This is a genomic window from Polynucleobacter sp. AP-Melu-500A-A1, from assembly GCF_018882125.1.
Lineage (GTDB): Bacteria > Pseudomonadota > Gammaproteobacteria > Burkholderiales > Burkholderiaceae > Polynucleobacter.
This window is the reverse complement of sequence record NZ_JACVOZ010000006.1, coordinates 1-26,326: the sequence shown is the minus strand read 5'-3', so window position 1 is coordinate 26,326 and position 26,326 is coordinate 1. Positions and strand designations below refer to the sequence as shown.

At 44.2% G+C, this 26,326-nt stretch carries 15 protein-coding genes and 1 tRNA gene; 10 read left to right on the top strand and 6 right to left on the bottom strand.

Features of this window, described 5'->3' with window-relative positions:
- Positions 1 to 6: 6 nt before the first annotated feature.
- Positions 7 to 744: a M48 family metallopeptidase gene (locus ICN38_RS11365; protein ID WP_216257216.1), complete on the top strand. Its 738-nt coding sequence runs from the start codon at positions 7 to 9 to the stop codon at positions 742 to 744.
- A gap of 11 nt (positions 745 to 755) precedes the next feature.
- Here the strand turns inward: ICN38_RS11365 and ICN38_RS11360 are convergent, their stop codons facing one another.
- Entirely contained in the window at positions 756 to 2,480 is a 1,725-nt protein-coding gene (locus ICN38_RS11360; protein ID WP_216257215.1) for a ShlB/FhaC/HecB family hemolysin secretion/activation protein, read from the bottom strand.
- A gap of 117 nt (positions 2,481 to 2,597) precedes the next feature.
- Here ICN38_RS11360 and ICN38_RS11355 point away from each other — a divergent pair, with 117 nt between their 5' ends.
- Positions 2,598 to 3,143: a hypothetical protein gene (locus ICN38_RS11355; protein ID WP_216257214.1), complete on the top strand. Its 546-nt coding sequence runs from the start codon at positions 2,598 to 2,600 to the stop codon at positions 3,141 to 3,143.
- Positions 3,144 to 3,162: 19 nt separating this feature from the next.
- Here the strand turns inward: ICN38_RS11355 and ICN38_RS11350 are convergent, their stop codons facing one another.
- The 4 genes from ICN38_RS11350 to pgi form a co-directional block, all read right to left on the bottom strand.
- Positions 3,163 to 4,548, bottom strand: coding sequence for a phosphomannomutase/phosphoglucomutase (locus ICN38_RS11350; RefSeq protein ID WP_216257213.1), 1,386 nt, complete (start codon positions 4,546 to 4,548; stop codon positions 3,163 to 3,165).
- An 18-nt stretch (positions 4,549 to 4,566) separates the two neighbouring features.
- A complete protein-coding gene (locus ICN38_RS11345) occupies positions 4,567 to 4,935 on the bottom strand; it encodes a type II toxin-antitoxin system PemK/MazF family toxin (RefSeq protein ID WP_216257212.1) in 369 nt (122 codons plus the stop codon).
- Complete coding sequence (locus tag ICN38_RS11340; RefSeq protein ID WP_216257211.1) at positions 4,935 to 5,195, bottom strand: PbsX family transcriptional regulator; 261 nt, start codon at positions 5,193 to 5,195, stop codon at positions 4,935 to 4,937. Before ICN38_RS11340 ends, ICN38_RS11345 begins: the two co-directional genes overlap by 1 nt.
- Before the next feature lie 89 nt (positions 5,196 to 5,284).
- Entirely contained in the window at positions 5,285 to 6,778 is a 1,494-nt protein-coding gene (pgi, locus tag ICN38_RS11335; RefSeq protein ID WP_216257210.1) for a glucose-6-phosphate isomerase, read from the bottom strand.
- 112 nt (positions 6,779 to 6,890) lie between these two features.
- Between pgi and ICN38_RS11330 the strand changes: the two genes are divergently transcribed.
- The 7 genes from ICN38_RS11330 (at position 6,891) to ICN38_RS11300 (ending at position 13,927) form a co-directional block, all read left to right on the top strand.
- Positions 6,891 to 8,027 carry an NAD(P)/FAD-dependent oxidoreductase gene (locus ICN38_RS11330; RefSeq protein WP_216257209.1) on the top strand — a complete coding sequence of 379 codons (1,137 nt, stop codon included), beginning with the start codon at positions 6,891 to 6,893 and terminating at the stop codon, positions 8,025 to 8,027.
- A 33-nt stretch (positions 8,028 to 8,060) separates the two neighbouring features.
- A tRNA-Ser gene (locus ICN38_RS11325) sits at positions 8,061 to 8,150 on the top strand.
- Positions 8,151 to 8,314: 164 nt separating this feature from the next.
- Positions 8,315 to 8,494, top strand: a complete 180-nt coding sequence (locus ICN38_RS11320; RefSeq protein ID WP_216255646.1) for a helix-turn-helix domain-containing protein — start codon at positions 8,315 to 8,317, stop codon at positions 8,492 to 8,494.
- A 1-nt stretch (position 8,495) separates the two neighbouring features.
- Complete coding sequence (locus ICN38_RS11315; RefSeq protein ID WP_216255644.1) at positions 8,496 to 8,792, top strand: hypothetical protein; 297 nt, start codon at positions 8,496 to 8,498, stop codon at positions 8,790 to 8,792.
- Positions 8,793 to 8,934: 142 nt separating this feature from the next.
- Entirely contained in the window at positions 8,935 to 10,377 is a 1,443-nt protein-coding gene (locus tag ICN38_RS11310) for a sensor histidine kinase (protein WP_216257208.1), read from the top strand.
- A gap of 351 nt (positions 10,378 to 10,728) precedes the next feature.
- The gene (locus tag ICN38_RS11305) at positions 10,729 to 13,275 is read left to right on the top strand and encodes a PAS domain S-box protein (protein WP_216257207.1); all 2,547 of its coding nucleotides are present in this window, start codon (positions 10,729 to 10,731) and stop codon (positions 13,273 to 13,275) included.
- 34 nt (positions 13,276 to 13,309) lie between these two features.
- Positions 13,310 to 13,927 carry a response regulator transcription factor gene (locus ICN38_RS11300; RefSeq protein ID WP_216257206.1) on the top strand — a complete coding sequence of 206 codons (618 nt, stop codon included), beginning with the start codon at positions 13,310 to 13,312 and terminating at the stop codon, positions 13,925 to 13,927.
- A 10-nt stretch (positions 13,928 to 13,937) separates the two neighbouring features.
- Here the strand turns inward: ICN38_RS11300 and ICN38_RS11295 are convergent, their stop codons facing one another.
- Positions 13,938 to 15,683 carry a ShlB/FhaC/HecB family hemolysin secretion/activation protein gene (locus ICN38_RS11295; protein ID WP_216257205.1) on the bottom strand — a complete coding sequence of 582 codons (1,746 nt, stop codon included), beginning with the start codon at positions 15,681 to 15,683 and terminating at the stop codon, positions 13,938 to 13,940.
- Positions 15,684 to 16,929: 1,246 nt separating this feature from the next.
- Here ICN38_RS11295 and ICN38_RS11290 point away from each other — a divergent pair.
- Positions 16,930 to 26,326 (top strand): filamentous hemagglutinin N-terminal domain-containing protein (locus tag ICN38_RS11290; protein ID WP_216257204.1); only part of this gene is annotated, 9,397 nt, incomplete at its 3' end.

Sequence of the window (26,326 nt, the reverse complement as noted above, 5' to 3'; positions counted from 1 at the left end):
TTGGGTATGCGTAATACCTTAGTAATCTTATGCGGTAGTTTGCTCGTAGCTTGTTCCACCGCTAAAAAGCCAATGGCTGTTCAAGTGCCTAACGAAGCTTGGTGGCAAACTGCTAATAGCACTCCAAATGCAAGTAGTGCAGAAAAAAATCTGGCAACAGTTCGTCAAAAAATGATGAAGACAGTACCATTTCCATTTGTTGTGGGCTTATCTGATTCGACAGAGATCAATGCTTATGCCCAATTACAAAATAATCAGCGCTACATTATTTTTACCAATGGTTTTATTGCACAGTTCGGCAATGATCCCGATGTGATGGCAAACGTCTTAGGACATGAGTTAGGCCATCATCAACTCGGCCATACTCAGCCAGATTATGCAAAGAATCGTGATCTTGCTGTGGATGCTGCGAGCCAAACTTTAGGCATGATTGCTAGTTACTTTATTCCATTTAGCGGTCTTATTATTGGGAATGCAGCTAAAGGAGTGGGCCTTACATTTAGTCGTAACGATGAACGATCTGCAGATGAGATGGGCATGCAGTGGGCAATGCAAGCGGGATACTCGCCATGTGGAAGTTATCGCTTTGCTGCCAAAATGAATTCCTTAGGCGAGGGCGCAGCGATCCCATTTTTATCTACACATCCTGGTAATAATGAGCGCATGGAAAATGCTGATCTCTATGCGCAAACTAAAAGGGCCGCCCCATGCAGTAGCGACCCAGTGATGATGCAAACTCAGTAATTACAAAATGATTAGAATGTAAAGCTGCCGGTAATCCAGCCGCGAGGATTCGTCGTAGTGCCATCAGTGTTGACTGCTTGACCATACTGGTTATAGAGTGGATTTTTACCGACTTGCCAAGCTACTGAGCCGGCAACGTTCCAGCCACCCCAAATCCATTTGAGACCTAAACCTGCTCCCATAAGTGAGTATGTGTTGTTTGCATGAGTTTGACCTTGCCACCCTGGATATAGGTTCTTGTATTGCTGAACAGCACCTGCATCAAAGAAGGCGCTGACTGTGAAATTTTGCGGAAGTTGACGACGCAATTCTGCAGTAGCAATACCACCTTGTGAGCCAGCACCTTGGGCTACAGGATAAGCTCTAACACCATAAGGACCACCAAGATAAAACTGCTCTGCTGAATTGAGGTTTACAGATGCTGCTTGACCACTCACGGCAATATAGAAAGACGTTAAGCCATCTTCAGTCAGTTGTTGATTGCGACTCCCAGATAAAGCCAGTTTAGTAAAGCTTGGTGGTGTGTAGGCGCCATAACCTGGAGTGCTTGTACCTAAGATATCTAAATAACCCTGAACCACAGAAACAGACCCTGTAGAAATGCCGCCACCACCAAAACCATCATAGTGGTTACCAGACATACCTACAGAAAAGTTATTGATGTTGTAACTGCTGATGACATACTGGGTCGTATTATTTTTATTCATATAACTCTTGATGTCATAGTTCATGGTGACATTTAAGTTAGTAGCTTGACTGCGCATAAGCGGATAGGCAGCACTCAAGCCTGTAGTCCATGCATCACCAACACCGCTATTGGCAGACACATAGCTACTCACATTCTTGTAGTTCAAATAAGTACCTGAGACACCAAGACGAAGTCCGTCGGGAGAGGCAGGTAAAGAGTAGGCTGCCTGAACATACTGCGAGCCTTCAGAGGCAATACCGTTAATAGCCGCTTGATCACCAATGCCAGTAACGTTATTAGCATTTAAGGCAATAACACCCTGATTGGCCCCAGTAGTGCGGCTACCATAGTTGTTAAGTTCTACACGACCAGCGGCAATTGGTGGCTCTGTTAATTGAATAAGAGCAACGGTTTCGCCATCATTCTTACCTTGTTCGAGCTGGCTTGCCACCATGACGCCAGGAGTTTCATTCAAAATGATTAAAGCACGTTCGAGCTTATCCATATTGAGCGGTTCGCCAATCGGGTTGCCATAAGTAATATATTTTGCTGCACGATCTTTACCAAAAAGAGTATTGCCTTGAGGGGTCTCCACAATGACATCACTCAGTTTGGCTTCTGTAATCAGAATTTTGACAACGCCATCCGCAATTTTCTGGGGCGGCACAATCGCCTGTACTGTATAGCCACTTTTGCGATAGAGCGCTACGATGGCATCGCATGCTTTTTGTAAATCATCAAAAGTGATTGATATGCCGGTCCAACTCTTCAGCAAATCTTGCACTTTTGACTCTGGAAGTAATTTTGAGCCTGTCAGCTCAAAGGTATTCACTGTAAAGCGTACTTCACCTGCTTTTGCAGCGCTTTCACGGGGAGTCGTAGGCTTGACTGCTTCAGGTAGAGCAAGTGGGGAGGGAAGAGGTAGCTGCCTTTCTAAGTTTTGCTGCAAAGCGCCAGCATCCACTTGGGCAAAAGCGGCACTAGAAATTGCTGAGCTACCCAAGAGCACTACGATAGCTTTAAGCCGAAATTCTTTATTTTTATACATTTTTAAGGCTAAATTCATGGATTTTGAACATGCGTAATCGTAGACAGATTCAAGGTTTATATATATTGGCTCTAGAGCCAATAACCCATGTTTAAATAATTGATATACAGTGCTTAAATGTCGATCAAGCAACTTAATGCCAGTTACCTCATTCAGGAGGATAGGATCCTTTTTCGGATTAATACCGAAGAAAAGTCAGAATTTGCCTTCCTGCTGACACGGCGTGTCGCCTTATTTATCCTGGCGGCGTCCGAACATTTAGTTGAAAAACAGCTTGAACAAAAGCATGACCCTGTAACTGCTAAAGCAGTTGCCGATTTTGAGAAGAAAAATTTAATCAGCTCTGATATTCAGGGTCCAGAGTTCGAGTCAGGCGAGACATTCCCCTTGGGAAATACCCCCATCTTGGTATTGGATGTGACTTGTGGACTTGCTGACGCTGAAGGTGGCGGAGAACAGCTCTTTTCGATTGACTTTGTATTAGGAAAAGATCAAAGCATTAATTTGAAACTTCCTAAGCCGATGTTGATTGCAATGCGAATGCTTCTTGAGAATCTTTGTGATCAAGCATCCTGGGGAAGGGCGATGATTTCACCTGCACCTATAGAAAAACCTGCGACTATTTCTGTCGATGGTCTAGGCAGTTCAAGCACAATCCACTAGTAATGCGGTGACCCAGCTCTTAGAAAGGTAAGTTCGCATCGGGTTTAGCCCCCAATAGAGCGGTTTTAAATTCTCCCTGAATGCGTTTGATAGCTTCATCGCTATCTGCCTCAAAACGCATCACTACTACTGGTGTTGTATTGGAGGGTCTTGCAAGACCAAAGCCATCAGCGTATTCCACACGTACGCCATCAATTGTATTAATGGCTTCTGAGGTCGGAAACTTGGCATTGGCTTTGATCTTCTCTAGAATTGCAAAGGGTTCACCTTCAGCACAAGGGAGTTGGAGTTCTGGCGTACAAATCGCATTGGGCAAATCATTGAGGGTTTTATTTGGATCTTTTTCTTTGCTGAGGATCTCAAGCAAACGAGCGCCAGTATAAAGGCCATCATCAAATCCGAACCAGCGGTCTTTAAAGAAGATATGACCACTCATCTCACCAGCCAATGGAGCACCAGTTGCTTTTAACTTGGCTTTGACTAAAGAGTGACCGGTTTTCCACATTAATGGCTCACCACCGTGCTGCTTTACCCAAGTTGCTAAATTACGAGTGCACTTAACGTCGTAAATAATTTGGCCGCCAGGGTTGCGTGAGAGCACATCCTTGGCAAATAACATCATTTGGCGGTCTGGAAAAATTACTTGACCATCTTTGGTGACGACACCCAAACGGTCAGCATCTCCGTCAAAAGCTAAACCTAATTCGTTATCGGTTGTTTGCAGATTCTTAATCAGGTCTTGCAGGTTCTCTAAATGCGCAGGATCAGGATGGTGATTTGGAAAATGACCATCAACCTCACAGAAGAGTTCTTGAACTTCACAGCCCAAGGATCTAAAGAGCTGACCTGCAAATGCGCCACCAACACCATTGCCACAATCGACCACTATTTTCATTGGTCGAGCCAGTTTTACATCTCCAACGATATGTTTTAAATACATCGGGAAGATGTCAAAGGTCGAGCGTAAGCCCTGGCTACTAGAAAATTGCTTCGCTTCAATGCGTTTACGTAGCGCCTGAATTTGATCACCATAAATTGCAGCGCCACCCAAGACCATTTTGAAGCCGTTATAGTTTGGGGGATTATGACTACCGGTAATCATGATGCCGGACTTAGGTTTCTTACCATCCAGTACCTGATTGGCACCAAAGTACACCATGGGAGTGGCCACCATACCCAGATCGATTACATTAATACCAGTGGACAGCAAACCCTCTGTTAACGCTTCAATCAAGCTGGGGCCAGAAAGACGACCATCACGGCCAATCACGATTTCAGTTTCACCAAGCTCTCGCATTTCAGTGCCAAAGGCTTGGCCAATGAGTTTTGCAATCGATGGATCTAAGGTTTCATCGATGATGCCGCGAATATCGTAGGCTTTAAATATAGAGGGAGATAGTTGCACTTTAGATTCCAGTATTTATTAGTGAGCAATTTCGATAATCGAATTTAATCCTTCGCAAGCCTCTTGAAATAGAGAGGCTGGCAAAGTTTTCCATGGGTGTGGTCTAGCTGACCTCTGGCGCCAATCAAATGATTTTGGTTGATGAGTCAGAATATAAACTGGTTCACCACGGCCAATTGAGAATTTGATTGCAAATGGATTAGTTTCATTCGTTTTGGCATGGGTCATCGGAAGGCCAATAACCAGCCCAGTTTTTTCATTAAAAGCTTTTGGAGAAATAACGAGCATTGGATGCTCATCTTTCATTTCATTTCCAGTTTGTGGATTAAAGTTAATCCAAATCATATCCCTACGCTCAGGAGTCCAAGGCTTTAATTTTTCCACCATTAAATAATTTCTTTCCCCATTGCAGTTGTTGCCATAACTTCGCCACTATGGTTTTCTGGATCAAAAGCTTTCAATTTTTGATTAAGGCTAAGCTTAGGCTTGCCTACTACTCTGAGAAGCACGCCATTCTTAACAACCTCCACAGATATAGGCACTCCCTGCGATAAGTGAGCTGCCTTTGCAACCGGAGAGGTAATCCTTACCCCTAAGCCATTGCCCCATTCTTGTACTATTTGCTCTACTTTGAGTGCTGGAGACATTTAACCCCCCTTTAGATATTATGTATAAACAAGTATAAACAATCGGTATAAAAAAGTCAAATGCAGCCCAGATGCTTGCTACGAATCACTCAGGGTTGATTAAATAAGTTGATGCGCTGCGCAGTAATCGCATCAATATTGTCGTCCGCTACTACTGATGCAGAATCTTTAAGCGCTGCTTCAATCGGTTTTGCCAAGACTTTACCGAGCTCAACACCAGGTTGATCAAAGCTATTGATATTCCAAAGTGCACCTAAGGTAGTTGCACGGTTTTCATAGAGTGCTAGGAGGGCGCCTAGATAAAAAGCATTCAATTTAGGCAGAATGAGCAAATTACTTGGACGTTTACCAGGGTAGGTATTGTTGGGGTTATCTGTTTTCTTACCATTCGCTAAGGCTTGGGCTTGAGCCAAGCAATTGGACAGCAAAATACGATGATGCTCCTTGGCTTCAGGCAAATGACTCATCGGTTCACGAATCGCAATGAAGTCAATTGGGATGACTTCTGTGCCCTGATGAAGTAATTGGAAGTAAGAGTGCTGTGCGTTGCTACCTGAACTACCAAAAACTACCGGGCATGAATACTTAACAGGTTTGCCGTTACGATCAACGCTCTTGCCATTACTTTCCATATCGAGCTGTTGCAACCATTTTGGGAACCAATCTAAGGCATCCGCATAAGGAATGACTGCAAAAGACTTGATGTCATTTTTTTCCTGCTGATAAAGCAAGGTAAGCGCCATGATGATTGGAAGATTTTCTTCCAAAGGGGCTGATTGATAATGTTGATCGATCGCCTGAGCGCCAGCTAAAAATGCTTTAAAGGTATCAAAGCCATATTGCAAAGCAATTGGAAGACCTACAGCAGACCAGACCGAGTAGCGACCGCCAACCCAATCCCAGAAGGGATAAATATTTTCTTCTTTGACGCCAAATGCTTTCGCTGCTGGAACATTAGCTGTAACAGCAAATAAGCTATTATTAATTTGACTTTCAGTACGCCCGCTATCTTTAAGCCATCTGACTACTGCCTTGGCATTTTTAGTAGTCTCTAAAGTAGTAAAGGACTTAGAAACAATAATGACACGGGTGCTATGGGGTAGAGCGCGTTGCAAAATGCGTCCCAATTCAGCGGTATCAATATTGGCTAAGAAATGCATACGCATGCCACGGCTCTCGATATTGGGGACGTGGGCAAGAGCCTCAATCGCAAGGCGTGGTCCAAAATCTGAGCCACCAATGCCAATGTGAATAACGTCAGTAACGCCAACCCATTTATTGCAGAGGGCTTCAATACGATGCCAAACATCTGCTACTGCAGGCATGACATCTACGCCATCTACTAAAACGGGTTTTTTATCTAAATTACGCAGGGCAGAGTGCAGCGCAGGGCGATTCTCTGACTGATTAACATGTTTTCCAGCAAAGAGATCAACAATGAACTCTTGTACCTTGGCTGTTCGGGCTCGGGCAAATAGAGATTGCCAGGTTTTGGCATTGATGCCTTGATAGGCGCAATCTAAAACGATATCTGAGGCGCGAAAGACGGATTTTGGGTTTTCTGAAGCAGTTTTCAAGGACATTTGGGGATTTTATCAACAAGTCGAGGGGTAAAGAGTCAGAATCCCCCCTAAAGTACTGAAAATGTTACGATTTGTGCCTATTCATATTAATAAATAGGTCTGGGACAATTAGATGGAGCAGTTAGATTGTGTCGTCATCGGCGCAGGGGTGGTCGGTTTAGCCGTTGCACGAGAGATGGCACTTCAAGGTCGAGAAACCATTCTTTTGGAGCGTGAAAGTGCTTTTGGCACCATCAGTAGTGCTCGTAATAGCGAAGTGATTCATGCTGGTATTTATTACCCGAAGGATTCTTTAAAGGCAATACTTTGCGTTCAAGGCAACCGCCTCCTCTATGACTATTGTCGTAGTCACCAAGTTGCAACCCAGCCTTATGGCAAATTAATTGTTGCTAGCGACGATACCCAACTCAATGATCTTCAGGCGATTCTATATAAAGCACAAAATAATCACGTTCCCGATATCAAAATGATCTCAGGAGACGAGGCAAAAGCTCTAGAGCCGCAACTGCATTGCTCTGCTGCGATCCTGTCTTCGTCCACTGGAATTGTGGATAGCCATGGATATATGCTTTCATTGCTGGGAGGCTTTGAAGATGCAGGCGGCATGTTGGCCTATCAATCTCCACTCATCAGTGCCAGACCCGTTGGCAGCAATGCAGAACAGGGATTTATATTAGAAATTGGTGGCGCAGATGGAATGCAAATCCAAACACGCTTGCTGATTAATTGTGCGGGCATGAGCGCTCCTGCTATTGCCAAAAAAATAGAGGGTCTATCCTCCGAGCAAATTCCGAAAGCGTACTTTGCCAAAGGAAACTATTTTTCTCTCACTGGCAAATCACCATTTAGTCATTTGATTTATCCCATCCCTGAGCCCGGAGGTTTGGGTGTGCATTTAACTTTAGATATGGGTGGTCAAGCCAAATTTGGACCAGATGTTGAATGGTTGGATATTGAGAGTGAAGAGCAGATTGATTACTCAGTAAATGCTTCTCGTGGCGATGATTTTTATGAAGCAGTGCGTCGCTATTGGCCAGGATTAAAAGATGGCAGTCTACAACCGGATTATTCTGGGGTTAGAGCAAAAATTGTGCCGCCTAATATTCCTGCCGGGGACTTTTACTTTAATGGCCCTCAAGATCATGGTTTGCAGGGGTTATTCAATTTGTATGGATTTGAATCTCCTGGGTTAACTTCTAGCCTTGCTATTGCCAAGCATTTAGAGGGACTCATCAAAAGTTCTTTATAATTTGTCTATCTACCCCAATTGGGGATATGTATTGGAAGAGTGGCAGAGCGGTTGAATGCACCAGTCTTGAAAACTGGCGAGGATGAAAGTCCTCCGTGAGTTCGAATCTCACCTCTTCCGCCAATAACCCTAGCGATTAAATCAAAACCACCTCATGGTGGTTTTTTCATTCCATACCCCGATTCATTCTTCTAAATCCAAGGCTTTGCCTTGTATCCCCTAGGTATTTCCACTGATTTTATGACTATAGTACTGTAGTTCAGTACTTCTGTAGTATAGTAGTGGCAATGAAGCGCACCATACCGAAAACCCAACTGGCTTTGGAATACATCGAAAAGGGGATGAGTGCTGCCCAGGCAGCTAGAAAACTCGAGATCTCTGAATCTGGGGTCTACGCTGCATTACGTAAAACCAAGGCTAAAGACCTTGGCTGTTGTCCTACTTGTGGTCACAAACTAAGGAAATAAGATGAAAAAGACACTCTTAGCTATTGCTTGTATCTTGGTCGCTGCAGTGGCGTATGCCAATAATGTCTCAGACTCTTCAGAACTCGTTACCCAGCAGTGCAAGATCTCAGCTGAGGCAGTATCAACCTTAAAGGGCCTACGGTATGGCAATACCGCGATTCGTAAGGATGTGGCAAGTCTGATTAAGCAAAGCCTTAAAACCCCCGAAAACCGAGAAATCGCTAATAAGACCTTAAATCAGATGGTGGATGACAAACTCACTGATGTGAGAAGCCTAGAGGGGAAGTATTGTTCGTGAGGGGGGATGAGAGCCTTAGGTGTAGCAAAATTTCATTGACCTGCATAAATATAAGTGACACAAGATCTATTGAATTGCCATAGATCAATTTAAAATAAAGAATAATTCAGTAGTCAGTTTTAAAAGTCATTCTAGCGACCTTATGAAATTACTCATTTCCCTTTATTTCCTTATATTGGCCATTGTTCAGGGTGGGCTACTGGGCGGTATTGTCTACTACCATCTTGCGAAACTTTCTGTACGCGCTGGACAATACTGGATCAGCTCCCTATTTTGCAGTGTATCGGCCTTATTCGCTTTTGGGATTGGCATCCTATGGGTTTCCGATGTTACACATCCCGACTTTAACTTTACTGTGGCTAATACCCTTTTTTATAGTGCTGCAGTTCTGCAAGCATTATTCTTCTCATCACTAAATAAGACTGTTTCTAAAAAATTATTTATTGCTGTTGTTGCTTCGATCATAGTGTTTTTCGTCGTAATTGAAGTGATGAGGATAATGAGCGTTTATGAGAGTCGGACAATATTTTTGGCTTGTATCATGGCGCTACTTTTTCTGTGGCAAATTATTGAGCTCAAAATTAAAAGAAAAGGCAATCCATCCATTGCGCTTCGCTTATTGCAGTATTTAAGTATTATTGGCCTGGCATTAGATATTTATCACATTGTTTTCTTATTTTTATTACCAACTACTATTACCCATATTTCTGAGGTGCCTCAGGAATTGATCCTCATTACTGTAGGTCAGATGGTAGCGAATACCTTGGCATATATTTTCATCGTTGCAAACTGGGCCGAACGTATTTCAATTGATAACTATCGGAAGATACTTGAAAATACAGAAATTAGAACGCTTTTAGAGGAGCGAGAGCTATTAATAGGATCTTTGCTAAAGGCCAATAAAACATCAGCAACGGGCGCACTATCTGCCTCTATTGCACATGAATTGAATCAACCTTTAGCTGCTACTAGTTTGAATATTCAGCTTTTACAAAAGAAACTAGCTAAAGGGGATTTAGGTCCCTCTATTCAAAGTGAGGTTTATGCCACCTTATTAAGTGACAATGAGCGCGCTGCAAGCATTATTCGCTCGCTAAAAGGCATTTTTTCTGATCAAGCTGTCAGTGTAGAAAGCGTTTCTTTCCCTAACTTATTGAACTCCATTGTCACCATCCTGAATCCTGAGCTTAAATCTAAAGAAATTCAACTGAATCTAGATATAGACCCCGAGCTCAGTATACGGGGAAATCGTGATGAGTTGCGGCAGATTCTGCTGAATCTATTGGGTAATGCTATTCAGGCTTTGAGTGAAATCAATACATCTCCCAAAATTATTTCCGTCAAAGGTCGCTACACTTTCGAGGGCATTGAAATTGCTGTTGCTGATAACGGTATTGGTATCCCAGATCTTTTCCAAGAAGTACTTTTTGAGTTACTCACTGGTAGTAAAACAAAAGGGATGGGCTTAGGACTTTGGCTATGCAAACACATTGTTACTCGTCATGGGGGCAGGATTTTTTATCGCAAAGCCAAAGAGGGGGGCGCAGAATTTGTCATAATTTTGCCCTTGATTTCGCCGCTCTAGCCATTTTGCTTATTAGCGGCAATAGCACTCTGATGAGACTGCAGATACCAATGGATGCCCCAATTTTTTACCATCATCCCCAAGATTGAATTTGGGCTAATGGTTTAACATGGCATCAGTAGGAAAAGTGCTTCCTATGTCATTGTTTAGCAAGAAATCCCAAATTTAACAGGGCCAAGTCAAGAAGGTGAATATCCGTAAATGTGCATCATTTAATCTGTCAATCCAAAGTGATGGGATTCATTTTGGTGAAGTGAGTACGAAATTAATCTAGGCCAAGATATCCTCTATTTATTACCAGCCCTCATTGGGCTATTTGGCTCCGCAGTTTTACTCTTGATGTATTCCGGAATGCGAGATTTATCAGCACGCTTTTGGATCTTGGGCTCACTTTCAATGGCAGCAGGATGTTTACTGTTCATTTTCAAAGAGAGTGCGCCAGTAGTTCTGAGCATTGCCATTGCCAGCTTTTTCGTGTTCTACGCCAATCTTTTATTTGCCTATGGTATTCAGGCTATCTCTGGATCTAAGGTAGAGCGTAAGTACCCTTATGAACTAGGCTTACTCCTGTATTGCAGCTTATTCATTCTTGCCATCAGTCTGGGCTATCAGAACCTTATACCCCTGATCACTATTGGTGCAGGTGCTTATACATGCACGGTGGCCACTCTTGCGCTTTATAAGACAAGTCGACTCTCGCGAAATGCTTACGTCAAATCCTTAATACTGCTTTATGCAAGCGCTAGCATAGTTTGGTTATTGGGTATGCCGATACTCTATTGGTACGGGGGAATGGCAGCTCTCACCAATTTAGTGCTGGTGGGCTCATTAGTCCTTGCCATGATGCTGATCTACCCTTGCTTAGTGCAGGGTGTTTACATTGCCATGCGCATTTCTGAGTTTGTCAATAATCCTTTGCAATGGACCGTCGATAGCCCTGTAGCCTCTTTCATTGTTGAAGTTTCTGCGAGTCAGGCTCCAAGCTTGAGATTTGCTAGCAATCGTTTTACCGAAATATTAGGTATTCCTAAAACTGATATCCAGCCGCAGTTTGCAGAAATTATTCAAATGTTTCATCCAGAGGAGCGGGATAGATTTCAGGCGGCTATCTATGCAGCCTATCAGGGTAATAAGAATTTCTTCTGGGAGGGTAGAGGACTTATCCATGATAAAAATCGCTGGTTTCGGATTGAATCAAGCCCCTTAAAAAACGTAGGTGGTCTAACTTATCACCAGGGTGTGATTACGGATATCAGTACTCAGAAAATAGCTGAAACTGAATTGCAGGCCCTGCAACAAGAAACTCAGCAGATATTAAAAGAACTCCCCATCCCTTTAATTTGGTCAAGTCTCAAAGAAGACGGCATCACGCTATTTGTAAACACCCGATTTACGGAGGTATTTGGTTATACCTTGGCTGATATACCCAAGACAGAAGATTGGATGATTCGCGCCTACCCAGATCGCTCATACCGCTCGGTAGTCTTGGCATGGTGGCGCACTAAAGTGGCTCAGGCCATCAAAGACAAAAGCTCAATACCCAGTCGTGAGCTCAAGATGGTGACTAAAGATGGAAAGATGCTCGATGTATTGATGCGCGCCACGATAGTGCAGGGCCTCCTCTCGGTATCTTTTTTAGATATCACTGATCGAAAAATGGCAGAAGGCCTTGCCTTAACCTTGACCGAAAACATTCCGGTTGGAACCTACGTAATGGAAGTTAAGGCAGATCGAAGTTCTCGATTGAATTTTGTCAGTAAGCGTTTTATTCAGCAGTTTGGCATTCAGGCTTCAGCAGCCAAGGCGAATCCAAACCTGGTTTTTGAGAAGATCCATCCGGAAGACTATGAAGAATTTATGGCGCTTCACGCGAAGGCCTTGCAGGAAAAAAAGCGCTTCTATCAGGAAGTCAGGGTACTGATTCGTAATAAGGTTCATTGGTTCTCCTTTGAGGCGGTGCCAAGGAATGCACTCGATGACCTCATGATTTGGGAAGGGGTTACTGCCGATATTACGGATCGCAAAGAAGCTGAAAGACTCTCTACCCAACAGGCAATTGATATTTATGCTGCCCAGCAAGAGTTATTGCGCCTAAAGCAGGTAGAGGAACTCAATGCCTCACTCAAAAAGACCATTGAAGAAAAGAATCTGCTCTTAAAGTCCAGTACGACCGTCTTTAAGGCCAATAGTATGGGCAATATGATGCGATCCGTAGCCCACGAGATTAATAATCCCCTAGGAGCCATTAGCCTCAATACCGAATTATTAGATCTAGAGATCAACGCCTTAAAAGATCAACTGCCAGCCAATACCCAGCAAAAGCTGGATGACTTAGTAAAAGCGATTTTGAGTGATGGCAAGCGTGCGGGTGGCGTAGTTACCCGCCTTCGAAAACTCTTTGTTTATGGTGAAGACAATTACGCCGTGTTTAATCTCTCGGATCTGGTGGGGGATATTACCCATATTCTACAGAATGAGCTTATTGAACACGACATTACCTTGAATGCACAAATTGTCCCCCACTGCGAAATGTATGGCGATAACGGCCAGATACAGATGGTGGTTTTGAACGCACTTAACAATGCTATTTATGCCATCAAAGAACAGGCCCTACCTAAAACCATCGAGCTCAAATTAAGTCAGACTGATGAGCAGATCTGTATTGAATGCCAAGATAATGGTCCAGGCTTTCCGGAGGACTTCATTCAGAAGGGTCCTGGCATTTTTCAGACTAGCAAGAAAGAGGGTATGGGGGTAGGTTTGTGGCTGAGTAAAACCATTGTTGAAAATCACCATGGAAGCCTAGAGATCCAAAACAATGTCAATGGTGGAGCAATGCTATTGATTCAACTACCTCAAGCCAAAGTCATGCAAAATAAGCCTGAGAATGAAAGATGATCACTTTTGAAATTGAACCCAATGAGAAATACACATGAGTGAAATTAAACATATTTATATTGTTGATGACGATGACTCCATGAGGGCTACCTTATTGCGGGCATTTGAAAAAACGGACTACCAAATTCATACTTTTGAGAATGCCCAGTTATTTCTGATGGCTAAGGTTGAACACTTCCCAGCTGTCATGTTGCTGGATATGAATATGCCCGGTCTTAAAGGGATCGATTTGCAAGCCGCACTTATCAATAACAAGTGGGATATCCCCATCATCTTTATTAGTGGAGATACTGAAAGAAAAGAAATCATTCAGGGTCTCAAGAACGGGGCGCATGACTTTTTGCTCAAGCCATTTCCCTTGGCTGACGTACTCAATGCGGTAGAAACTGCCTTCCAAGCGATTGCCAAAGATAAGCAGTATCTGGCTCAACGTAAGGAGGCAGTTAAACAATACGCCTCCCTAACTGAGCGCGAAAAAGAAGTATTTCATTTGTTGGCTCAGGGGCAGATGAGTAAAGATGTGGCAGTAGCGATGGGTATTACTCCAGCCACCGTCAAGATCTTTAAATCCAACATCTTCCGTAAATTTCAGATTGAGGCAGATGCCGAGTTAGTCAAGATAGCCCTTGAATACCGGCTTTTAGATACTTAAATCCCGCGTATCAAAAGTTATAGCTAGCACTGATCCAACCGCGAGGTTGGGTGGTTGTACCGTCGACGTTAACTGCTTGACCACTTTGGTTATAGAGGGGGTTCTTGCCAACCATCCAGGCGATGCTTGCATTGACGTTCCAGCCGCCTTCACTCCATCTCAACCCAAGGCCTGCACCCTTTAAGGAGTAAGTATTGCCGGCGTTGGTTTGACCTTGCCAGCCAGGATAAGTATTTTTATATTGCTGAACGGCGCCGTAATCAAAGAACGTGGACACTGTTAGGTTGGAGAGTGAAGGAAAGCGACGTGCTAACTCTAGGCTGGCTAATCCACCCTGCGATCCAGGACTTTGGGCCACTGGATATGCCCGAATTCCATAAGGACCACCTAAATAGAATTGCTCAGCAGAGTTCAGGTTGGCATTGGCAAGTTGCCCAGAAACATTCAAATTAATATTCGTTAAGCCATCTTCAGTGAGCACTTGGTTACGACTGCCGCTAAAAACCAGCTTGGCGAATGAGGAGGGTGTTTGGGATCCATACCCCGGGGCGCTAGTTGAGGATATCGATAGATTCCCGGAGACTATGGTGAAAGCACCACTGGTAGTGCCACCATATCCAAAGCCGTCATAGTGATTGCCTGACATCCCAAATGACTTGTTATTAATGGTGTAGGCACTAATCACGGCATTAGTAGAAATGTTTTTATTCGAATAGTCTTTGACATCGGCTGCCAAAGACATATTAGCATTGGTTGTCTCAGAGCGAATCAGCGGATAGGCAAGAGAGGCGCCGGTCGTCCAGGCGTTACCAAAGCCTCCGTTATAGGCGTAATTACTCACATTGCGGTAGTTCAAGTAGGTTGCCGCTAAACCCAGTCGTAATCCATCCGTTCCAACAGGTAATGAGTATGCTGCTTGAGCGTACTGGGACCCTTGCGAGGCGATGGCATTGAACCCAGCCTGATCTCCATAACCCCCTGGGTTATATAGATTGATCGCTGCAACTGCCTGGTTTGAGCCAGTGGTTCGGCTTCCGTAGTTATTCAGTTCACCACGGCCAGCCAGAATATTAGATTCCGCAAGATCCACCTTTAGGGCGGTCTCAGCATCGTTCTGCCCAGGCTCAAGTTGGCTGGTGATAATCACACCCGGAGTTTCTTTCAGAAGGATGAGTGAGCGCTGTAAGTTGTCTAGATTTAATGGCGCACCAATAGGATTTGCATTGGTAATGAAATCTGAGGCACGCTTGGTGCTATAGCGGGTTGGGCCACCCGGAGTATTAATTACTACGCTACTGAGTTTAGCCTCCGTTACTAAGATGGTGACATTGCCACCATCAATTTTCTGAGGGGGGAGAATCGCCTGAACTGTAAAACCATTTTCTCTGTACACAGCAATGACTGCATCACAAGCATCTTGTAATTTATCAAAGTTGGCGACTTTTCCAATCCAAGCTTTGAGTGCTTCTTGGACCTTCGCTTCAGGCAAAAGATTAACGCCTTGCAATGTGAAAGAGTTCACTGTGAAACGAATTTCACCAGTCTGCTCTGGCTCTAAAGAAGAGGGAGTTTTCTTTTCTACTTTAGGTAAGGGAAGGGGACTTGGAAGAGGTAATTGTGACTCTAAATTCTGTTGCAATGCACCGGCATCAACTTGAGCAAAAGATGAATTTGTAATTCCAAAAAGACTAAAAGTTAAGATACTTTTAAGTATATTTTTCTGAGCAATTTTTAAATTTTTACGGCTTATTTGCATAGGTAATTTATTCAGAAAAAACATATTTTTAAAAAAATTTGAGCAAATATTTATTGCTAACTTTTATACCATTCCAATTATTCTAATCGATTTAATTTTTGCTTGCACTACACTTTTTCAAAAATTAAATCGGATCAATTGATTATCTAAAAAATAACAAAAATCTTCTCGAATACGAATATAGAATCTTCCAGATATTTTCAAAAAAGTGATTAATAAATATTCAAAATATTGACTAAATTTAGATTAAATATTCATTAAAAAAATGATCCAAAAAGTGATCAAAAAAAGATGGAATTTAGCATCAGTTTTAAAGCTCCAAAATGGTCAAAAAAAAGACCAAAAATTGACTCATTTAACGGAGCCATTTTTTCACAATTTAGAGTAAATATTTTCAAAATATCTGAGAAATTTTTACTCATCTTTACCCAGTAATCGTAGAGAAAAAATACAGTAATTTAAGTCAAAAAGCATCCAAAAATAGGGCTCATTTTTAAGTATCATTTTGAACAAAAAATACTCTCAAAAATGTACCTAATTTGAGCACTATTTCTTAGATTCATTTTTGCTGCAAAACAGACCGTAAAAATTTTGTTGCGTAAAAAGTAATTCAAAACTTCCACCAATATTGAGCTTCATATCACCCAATGATGGGCTGAAATTTACCCTCTTTTTGACCCTATTCCAGGGGTTCGTTTTGGTGGCTAAAACCCCTTTTTTTCATAAATAGGGCTGCTTTTGCAGTTTCTTTAAAAAATTTGTTGTAAATGTGAACTGTCAGTACTGCACGGGCTAGAAGGCCACTTTGCCCAAATGTGGAGCATTCAGATCTGATTACCTAGCTATATAGCTAGTATCTATATGGCTAGTACGATATAGTACGCCTAGCCATATAGACATTGGCTTTAGGGCTAGGTAGTTCATTTTTTACGAAACAATTTAATTTTTGATTAGAAACATTTTCCTCCTCGTGTTGGCGATCATTTTTTCAAGCGTGCTTGAGAGAGGAATTTTCTTTGCCCAAAAATTCATCGATTCTTGTTCAGATTTCACACAGCGATTTGTAGTTGCAAAAAATTACACATTGCAATTCAAAAATTTCATCACTCAATTTTTTGATGCAATTTCATCCAATATAAAAATTGCAATCCAAGTCGCAAAAACGATTGCAAAAATTACACATCATTTTTTCCAAAAAACGACTACCAAATTTTGGAATATTTTCACCTTAAAAATTGATCACTTTTTGACACTAAATTTTGTCTTATATTTTGCGCAAAAAAATAGTCAAAAAATTACCTCTATCTTCTCTAAAAATTCTTTAATAAATTTAGTAGAACTCAACACAAAATTTGCGACTAAAAATGATCATCTAAATAGTGAGAAAAATTTATTTAAATTTGCTTCTAAAGCTTTGGGTGTTTTCAGTTACAAAAAATTAATTCAAAAACTTTCAGTAATTAATACATTCGTATCCCTTCCTAAAATTGCAATCCCCATTGTTGTATTTGCATTCGCTCAAACACAATTTGCAAATGCGCAAACAAATCCTTCACCACTTCCAACTGGTGGTGCAGTAGTCGCCGGAAAAGCCAATATCACCCAAAGTGGTTTGGTGATGAATATCAACCAAACTTCACAACGTGCAGTAGTGAACTGGGATTCTTTTAATGTTGGTAAGGGCGCTACTGTTAATTTTGTTCAGCCCAATTCCAGTGCGGTCACTTTGAACCGGGTTACTGGTAATACTGCTTCTGCAATTGATGGGGCAGTTCGTGCCAATGGCCAGGTTGTTCTGGTTAATCCTAATGGTGTTACTTTTGGCCGTGGCTCAGAAGTTAACGCTGCTGGCGTAGTAGCTTCTACGCTGAACATTAATGACAAAGACTTCATGGATGGCAAGTCCACCTATACCGGTAACGGTACTGGCAAGATCGTCAATGAGGGCAAGATCACTGCAACTGGCCTAAATGGCTATATCGCACTGTTAGCCCCCGAAGTTCAAAACCAAGGTGTCCTAGTAGCCAAGATGGGCGGCGCTAATAATACTGTCGCTTTGGCTGCGGGTCAGCAGATCACTTTATCTTTTAGAGGTGACCAACTTCTCTCAGTCTCTGTTGATGCTGGCGTAGTCAATGGCTTGATCGAGAACAAGAAGGCTGTCAAGACCGATGGCGGATACATCGTATTTGCTGCAGCTGCAGCAAATCAGTTGATGGCTTCGACCATCAATAATTCTGGTCGCATCTCTGCTTCTTCGATGGTCAGCAACGGTGGTGTGATTGAACTCGTGGCATCGAACATTAATCAAACTGGAAAAATTGCTGCTAACGGTGGAGTTGCTCCTGTAGCAGCAACAACAAATGCTGCAACTGCAGCAAATTCCCAAACTGCTAACTTGTCTGCAAATGGCGGACAAGTGACTTTGCAAGGTAACGCCATTGTTCTGGCTGAAGGTTCTTCAACTTCAGCTAAGGGTGCTGCAAACGGTGGAACTGTGAACGTTGGTACTACTGGTGTTACATACAGTTATGCTGCTGACGGAAGCAAAACTGGGGCAACCGCTAAAAACATCGCTCAGACAGTGAATGTCCAAAATGGTGCAGAAGTAGATGCGTCATCCATCACTAAGGGTAACGGTGGTCTGATCAATATTTGGTCAAACGTGAAAACAACTGTTGCCGGAACACTCAAAGCAATGGGTGGGGCTTTAGGTGGTAACGGTGGATTTATTGAAACCAGTTCTGTTGGTATCTTGGATATTGCCCAAAGTGCAGTTATTAATGTGACAGCAGCAATGGGCAAAGTCGGTAACTGGTTCTTAGACCCAGAAACGATGACAGTCAGCGCTAGTACTGCAGCTGCAGTTTCCAATGCTTTATCAACAGCAAACGTCACCATTGCGGTGCAAGGTGACTTGACTGTGGCATCTGGAGCGGTCATTGCACCAAGCTCAAACAGCACTGCGGGAACAGTTTTGACTCTGAACGCCAGTGGCTCATTAACCAATAATGGCTCGATTGGTGCAACGCAAAACGGTAGTATTGTGATCAACGCTACCTCCGTAACACTGTCAACTGGCAGTACAACAAGTGCTAATCAGATCACTGCAACTGCCCAAGCCATTACCGTAAATGGTGCAGTTTCTAGTACAGGTGGTAGCAGTGGATCAGTCAATTTACTGGCCAATGCCATCACTGTTGCGGGTAGCGTTTCAGCAAACGGAAGCACTTCTTCCTCAAGTTCCTCCTCAACTAGCACCAGTTTGAACACAGGTTCAGGCACAACTTCTGGCACCGGAACTGGATCGGGATCAGGTTCTGGAACAGGAACTGGTACCGGAACAACAGCAGGAACCACTGCCGCTAGCAGCACAAACAGCAAAAAAGACAAGACCCAAACTGGTGCAACTGCTGGTTCTACAACAGGTTCTACAACAGGATCTACTGGCAACAATGCCAGCTCAGCAGGTGGTACAGCTAGTGCAACTGTAGCCTCGAACAACAATCAAGCTGCCCAAAGAGTGGCTCCAACTGTCACCACTAGCGTCAGTGCAACTGCTCCTAATACCAATATTGTGACGATTAGTAACTTCAGTAATCGGGCATTAAGTGCCGCAATTAATACTGCAAGCACCAATTCTGCTGCTGGCCAAACCACCATTATTGAGGTGATGAGCAGTGCCCCAGCCATGTCTGGAACAGCAAATACAGGGGTAAATTCAGGCTCAATTTCAGCATCCCCGGTCATGGTTGTGACTGTTGGACCACAAGTTTCCAGCGCAAATTCCAGTACTTTGGCTAGCGCTTCTAGTAGCAATTTGGCCTCTGGCGGAACAGTCAATGTGACTGCCAATAGCAGCTTGACCACCACTTCAACTGCCACCATTAGTGCTGATGCAGCGACCAGTACTAGCTCAAATACCAGCACAAATAGTGCCCAAAACAGCACCCAAAATACCCAAGCTAATGCCGGTCAGGTGAACCTGAAAGTAGTAAACGGCAATGCTAATTTGGCTGGATTGGTTAGCGCCAGCGCTGTTACCGGAATAGCTGGAACTGTCAAAGTGGCAGCAAATGAGGTGTTCTCAACAGCCAGTTTGCTAGCCAACGGCACTACCGGCGGATCGATTTTTGTCGGGGCTTCAGCTGGTAATGCCAACCTCGGTGGCACGATTTCAGCATCAGGAACTAGTGGAAGTGGTGGCTCTATTAATGCCTCGGCTTCCCAAAATCTGACCTTAGTTGGCACAGTTGCCGCTAACGGAACCGATGGTGGCGTAATCAATTTGGCTGCCAATAACGGCAGTATTGCCCTAGTAAATAACGCAGTTCAGGCAAATGGCAGCAACGGCAGAGGAGGGGAGTTGTCCTTCACCGCTGCCAATGATGTCCAAGTCAATAGCGCCACAATTAGCGCAAACGGTCTAACCGATGGTGGATCACTCACCATGGTGACCCAATCTGGTGATGTCAACATCACTAGCGCCACAGTTCAGACAAACGGTAGTAATGGCCGTGGAGGCACCATTGGCATCTCCGGAACCAATGACACCTTGATCACCTCAAGCAGCATCACTGCAACAGGTTACAACCAAGGGGGCACAATCCGAATCGGCAATGATGCGACCAACGCTTCATTGCCGTTTTCTATTTATACGAGCATTGATGAAGCAAGCTCTATTAATGCCAGCCAAACATTTAATGCAGGAATTGGATCTGGTGGATTTATTGAGACATCAGGACATACCCTAAATACGCTTGCAGCAATAAAAGCGGGTAGTGGAGGTCAGTGGTTGTTAGACCCTCAAGCAATAAATATAACAACTTTAAGCACACCTTCGGGTTCTCAACTTAGTGTATCTGGCACAACCTATTCTTCTTCTGGAGCTAGATCTAATTTATATGTAACAACGCTTACTAATGCTCTAAACGCTGGAACATCAATTATTACTGTTACTACCACGAGCTCTGGAGCTGGTACTGACACTATTACTGTACAAACGCCAATTACTTGGACAACAGGTGCTACCCTAAATCTAACGACTAATAGCAGTAGCGGCCAGATTATTGTGAACCCGAGTTCTGCGATTTCAGGTGGATCAAGCTCGACATTGAATTTAACAGCAAACACAATTACCCTGAATTCAAGTGTTTCAGCAGGGACTGTTTCTCTTATTGCTTCAAGCGGGACTGCAGTTGCTCTTACAGTTGCATCCACAATGACGTTACCTACGGCTAATAGCTTTACAGGAACTACCTCTATTAGTAGTGGCGCTATCCTAACAGTCGCTAACTCAACTGCTTTGGGTAGCTCAGCAGTTACTGTAAGTAGCGGTGGAACTTTAGCTCTTTCTGGTGGTATTAGTATGAGCAATGCCTTAAGCTTAGTTGGCACTGGAGTGAGCTCAGCTGGCGCATTAGCCAATACGAGCGCTAACAATACTGCTTCTGGTGCCATTACCTTGGCAGGAAATACTTCTATTAATAGCGCTTCAGGTTCACTCACGTTGAGTAACACGATTGCTGATGGATCTAATGCTTACAACCTCATTATTAATGGTGGCAGTCAAACTGGTACGGTAATTTTAGGCGGTACTAATACCTATAACGGAACCACCACCGTCTCAAGTGGAACGCTGAGCGTCACCAACGCTGCTGCTATTAATACCGGTAGTGCTCTTACTGTTAATGGTGGTACTTTAGACATTAATGGCGTCACTTTAAACACGTTAACTACAACGCCTTCAATTCGTGGGGCGGGATCAACTGGTTTTGGCGCTATTACAGGAACCGGCACTTCGGCTTACTCTGGATCGCTTACATTCGCAGCGGCAACCAGCATTGGCGGCGCGGGCACGTTGACTTTAAGTGGCTCTATTGGCGGTGCTTTTGCTTTAACTAAATTAGGTGCTGGAACGCTGATCTTAGCGGGGAGCAATTCTTATAGTGGGACCACAATTAGTGCGGGTAATTTACAAATTAGTAGCGATGGTAACTTAGGCACGGTTCCCGGTAGCGCCGCTACGAACATAACCCTCAGTGGCGGTGAACTGCTCATATCTGGTCAAACTACGGCAGTTATCATCAATGCCAAGCGAAATATTTCTTTAAGTACCGGTGGCGGTGAAATCGCCAATGGCAACGCTACCTATAGCGCTACCATTGCCGGCATTATTTCTGGAACCACCGCGTTAACGGTTGGTGCGGACAATATCGGTACAGTTGTACTCTCTGGTGCGAATACTTATAGTGGTGGCACAACAGTGAATTCAAATGCCACAGGGGTTCTCCAAGCAGCAGTTGGAACTTCAGGCTCTATCACTAATGGCCCATTTGGCACTAGTACGGTCACAGCTAATGCAGGTACAGTTGATCTGGCTGGCTACTCTGTTGCAAATGCCTTTAGCTTAGGCGGCGGCTCCTTAATTACTAGTACGAGCAGTTCAACTGTTAGTGGAGCAGTCACTCTCACTGCTGCCAGTGGTTTGGGTGCTACTGCAGGCGCTGCTTCGTTATTAATTAGCGGCGCTATTAGTGGTAGTTCTGGTTTAACAATTAACGGCGGGTCAGGCCAAACTGGTGTGGTTACGTTCACTAATGCCAATGCTAGTTACAGTGGAGTTACAACTATCAGTGGCGGTGGGCTGCAGATTGGTAACGGCGGTACTACAGGCTCCTTAGGTTCAGGTGCTGTAACCAATAACGCCGTTCTCAGTTTTAACCATAGCGATAATATTTCTGTTGCCAACGTCATTAGTGGTCTCGGATCAGTAGCTCACAGTAGCAGTGGTACCAGTGGGGCTAGCGTTTCCCTAACACTATCCGGAGCCAATACTTATAGCGGTGCAACAAACGTGAATGGTAACTACGCAACTCTGAAAGCGGGTGTTGCTTCTGTTGCTGGAACAAGCGGCGCGTTTGGCCTCAATTCTGCTGTTAGTTTGAATGGCACCAACGATAGCTTAGATATCAGCACCAGTACTTATAGTACTCAAATTGGCTCTTTGGCAAATCAGTGGAATATCACTGGCACAAACGTCGCTCTAGGAAGTAATACGTTGACAATTGCCGGAACTGCAATTAACGCAACGTTTGCGGGAGTCATTGCTGGAACCGGTGGTTTTTCCATGAATGCCACCGGTACGCAAATTCTGTCGGGCTTAAACACTTATACCGGTATTACCACCATTACGAAGGGCACTTTAGCTGTTAACACAATATCCAGCGACGGCACCACAGCTAGTAGCTTAGGTAAAGCAACGGCAGTAGCAAATCTAGTTTTCAATGGCGGCACTTTGCAATATATCGGTGCAACCGCTTCAGTAACTCGACCATTTACCTTGACTGGCAATGGAACGATTGACGGCTCTGGTGTAGGTGCTTTAACTTGGGGTACGGCTACTTTAGCCTACGGTACGTCTGATCGAACTCTGACCTTGACTGGCAGTACCGCCGGTAATGTATTTACTCCTATCTTGGCTGACAACAAGCCTAGCGCTACCAATTACGTTACTAAGCTTGTAATGGCGGGAAGCGGAACATGGACTTTAGCTGGAGCGAATACTTATTCAGGTGGAACGACGATTAGTAATGGTGCTCTCTATATTAGTAGTGACGGTAATTTAGGAACAGCACCTGCCTCAGCAAGCACTAACATCACTCTGAGTAACCAAGGCGAGCTCCTCATTACAGGACAGAGCGCTGCGGTCACTATTGGGGCCACTCGTAGTATTTCGATTGGAACGGGTGGTGGCGAGATCGATAACGGAAATGCTACCTATGCTGCCACCATAGCCGGCGCAATTACAGGATCAGGAGCTTCATTATTTCTTGGTAGCGATAACAAAGGGGTATTAGCTCTCTCCTCAACATCGAATACCATTACGAACGTGACCGTTAATTCAGGGACTTTACGTTTAGCCTCATCAGCAACAACGACATTGGGTACAGGCGCTAACCTAAACTTAAATGGCTCAGCTATTTTTGATATAGGTGCCTCTGTAACCAGCGTAGCACTTGGCACTTTAACTATGACGAGTATTGGAGTTAATAGCCCATCGATTACCAATACCGGTGGAGTAAGTAGCTTATCTGTCAGTGGACTTAGTACTCTAGTCGGCTCAATTGCCACTAATGGTGCACAAACCTATACTGGTAATGCTACTATTGGCATTCCAAATTCATCAGCTATTGCAACCAGCTTGCTTTCTGCAAGTAATGCTGCGGTTACATTTAGTGGTACGGCCTATCTGAACGGTGATGTTACAACTTCAGGTAACCAGATTTATTCTAGTAATGTTGTTTTACAGTCCTATCCTGGCTCTGTAGCAAAAAGTAATGACTTTACACTGACAACAACGAGTGGTGGTGCAAATGGAACCGTTAGCATCACAGGTAGCGTTTCAACCTCAAGCATCAATGTATTGCAGTTCACAGGTGCGGGCGCCTATACCTATGACGGTTCCGCGTATACAGCTACAGCGTCTATAGATGCAAGAAACGTCATTTGGAACGGAACTACTTATAGCTGGACTCCAACGATCACGCAGACAGTTTCGGTCTTGGCTGTGGGTGGTGGTGGTGCGGGCGGTACGGCTTACGATAGAACTGGTGGTGGTGGCGGTGGTGGCGGTGTCGTTACCTCAACTGTTTCTGCAACTAGCGGAACTCCAATTACTGGTATTACTGTCGGTGCAGGTGGTACTGCAACTCTCTATAGCGTTGCAGCAGTTGCTTCAAATGCCGCTGGTAATGGTGGATCATCTACCTTCGGAAGCGTTACCGCGTATGGTGGCGGTCAGGGTGCGCAATCAGGAGTTACTACTCCGATTCAGCCTGATGGTGGAACCTTGTCAGGTACAACAGTTACTCCTCCCGCAAGCACTATTGCTAGTGGCGGTGGTGGATTCCACAATGCAGGTGCTGGATATGGCGCGCCTGGTCAAACCCAGGGTAATACTGTAGGAGCGCTTATTTCCGGAAATGGTGGCAATGGTTTTGATGGCAATTTAAGTCCAGCAAACTGGACAGCCGGTGGTGGCGGTGGCGCTGGAGGTCCCGCAAATAATGGTGGACCACAATCCGGTGGTAGTGGCGGTATGGGTATCGCGAGCACACTGACTGGATCTCTTACGAATTATGGTGGTGGTGGTGGTGGTGGAGCAATGACGCAAAACTATGCTACTGCTGCAGCAACTGCCACCGGCGGAACAGCTAGCTATGGTGGTGGTGCTGGTGGTGGCGCAAACGGTGTAGCTGGCACAGCTAATACCGGCGGTGGTGGCGGCGGCGGCGGAAGTAATGCCAATCCTAATTCGACACCTGCGGTTGCGCAGAGCGCAGGAACTGGTGGTAATGGTGGATCAGGTTTAGTTGCAGTTACTTCCGCAGGCACTTCATCGGATACCTATTCTTTAACCATTGCTAGTGGTACTGGTGCTGTAAGCCTTGGCACAGTAAGTGGTTTATCTAGCTTGAATATCTCTAGTGCATCGGCTACAACTACTTTAAATGGAAACGTTACTACTACAGGTACTCAAACCTATGCTGGTCCTGTGACCTTGGGCGCAAGCGTTTCCCTCACAACCACTAATAGTGCAATTAGTATGGGTACTATTACTGGCGCCTCTAAAAACCTTACCACTTCATCCGGCAGCGGCAATCAATCTTTCGCTGGTGGTTCTGGTATCGGCACTCTTTCTCTAAGCACTACTGGGACAGCTAGTCAGAGCGGGGCAATTACCGCCACCAATGCTCTCTTTATTGGTGCAGGCACGTTTACCTTTAATACTTCAGCGAACTCGATTGGCACTATTGCATCTGGAGCCTCTATCGGCTCTATAGCCGTCCTTAATAGTGGCGCTTTAACAATAGGGTCTATTACTAGCGGTTCTACATATTCCGGTTTAAGTAGCACTGGAACAATTTCGATCACCACCAATTCTGGTGACCTTACGGTGGCTAATAACATTGCCACCACAAATACTTCATCATCAGCGGTTGTTTTAAATGCAGGGACCTCAACATCTGCTGGCACTTCAACTGGTGGAAATATTATCTGGAGCGGATCGCCAACTCCAACCCTAACAACAGGCACTAGTGGACGCGCCATTCTTTATAGTGGATCGGTATCTGGTAGCACTGGTGTTACCGCATTAATTGTTTCTGCAAGCAATAACTTCCGTTACAACAGTGATGAAACTACATCAAATTACACATTAGCATTGGGCAGTTCAGGTAAATATGCGATTTATCGCGAGCAACCAACCTTAACGATTACAGCTAACAATCCTTCAAGTATTACCTATGGGACAGCTGCACCCTCATATACAACTACCGTTTCAGGATTAGTTAACGGGGATACAAGTTCACAAGCATTGAGCACTGTAGCAATAGTTGCAGTGGGTGGTACTAGTTCTTCATCTGGAAATCTCACTGCAGGCTCTCACACCCTCACTCCTTCAGGAGCCGTGGGGCAACTTGGCTATGCTATTGGTTATACAACTGGTTCGCTTACGGTTAATCAGAAAGCCTTAACAGCAGCGATTGCTGCTGGTTCTAATACATATGGCTCAGCAGTCACCGTTGGTGCTGCTAGCTTTAGTAACGCTGTAGTGGGTGATACCGTCACAGCAAGTACGG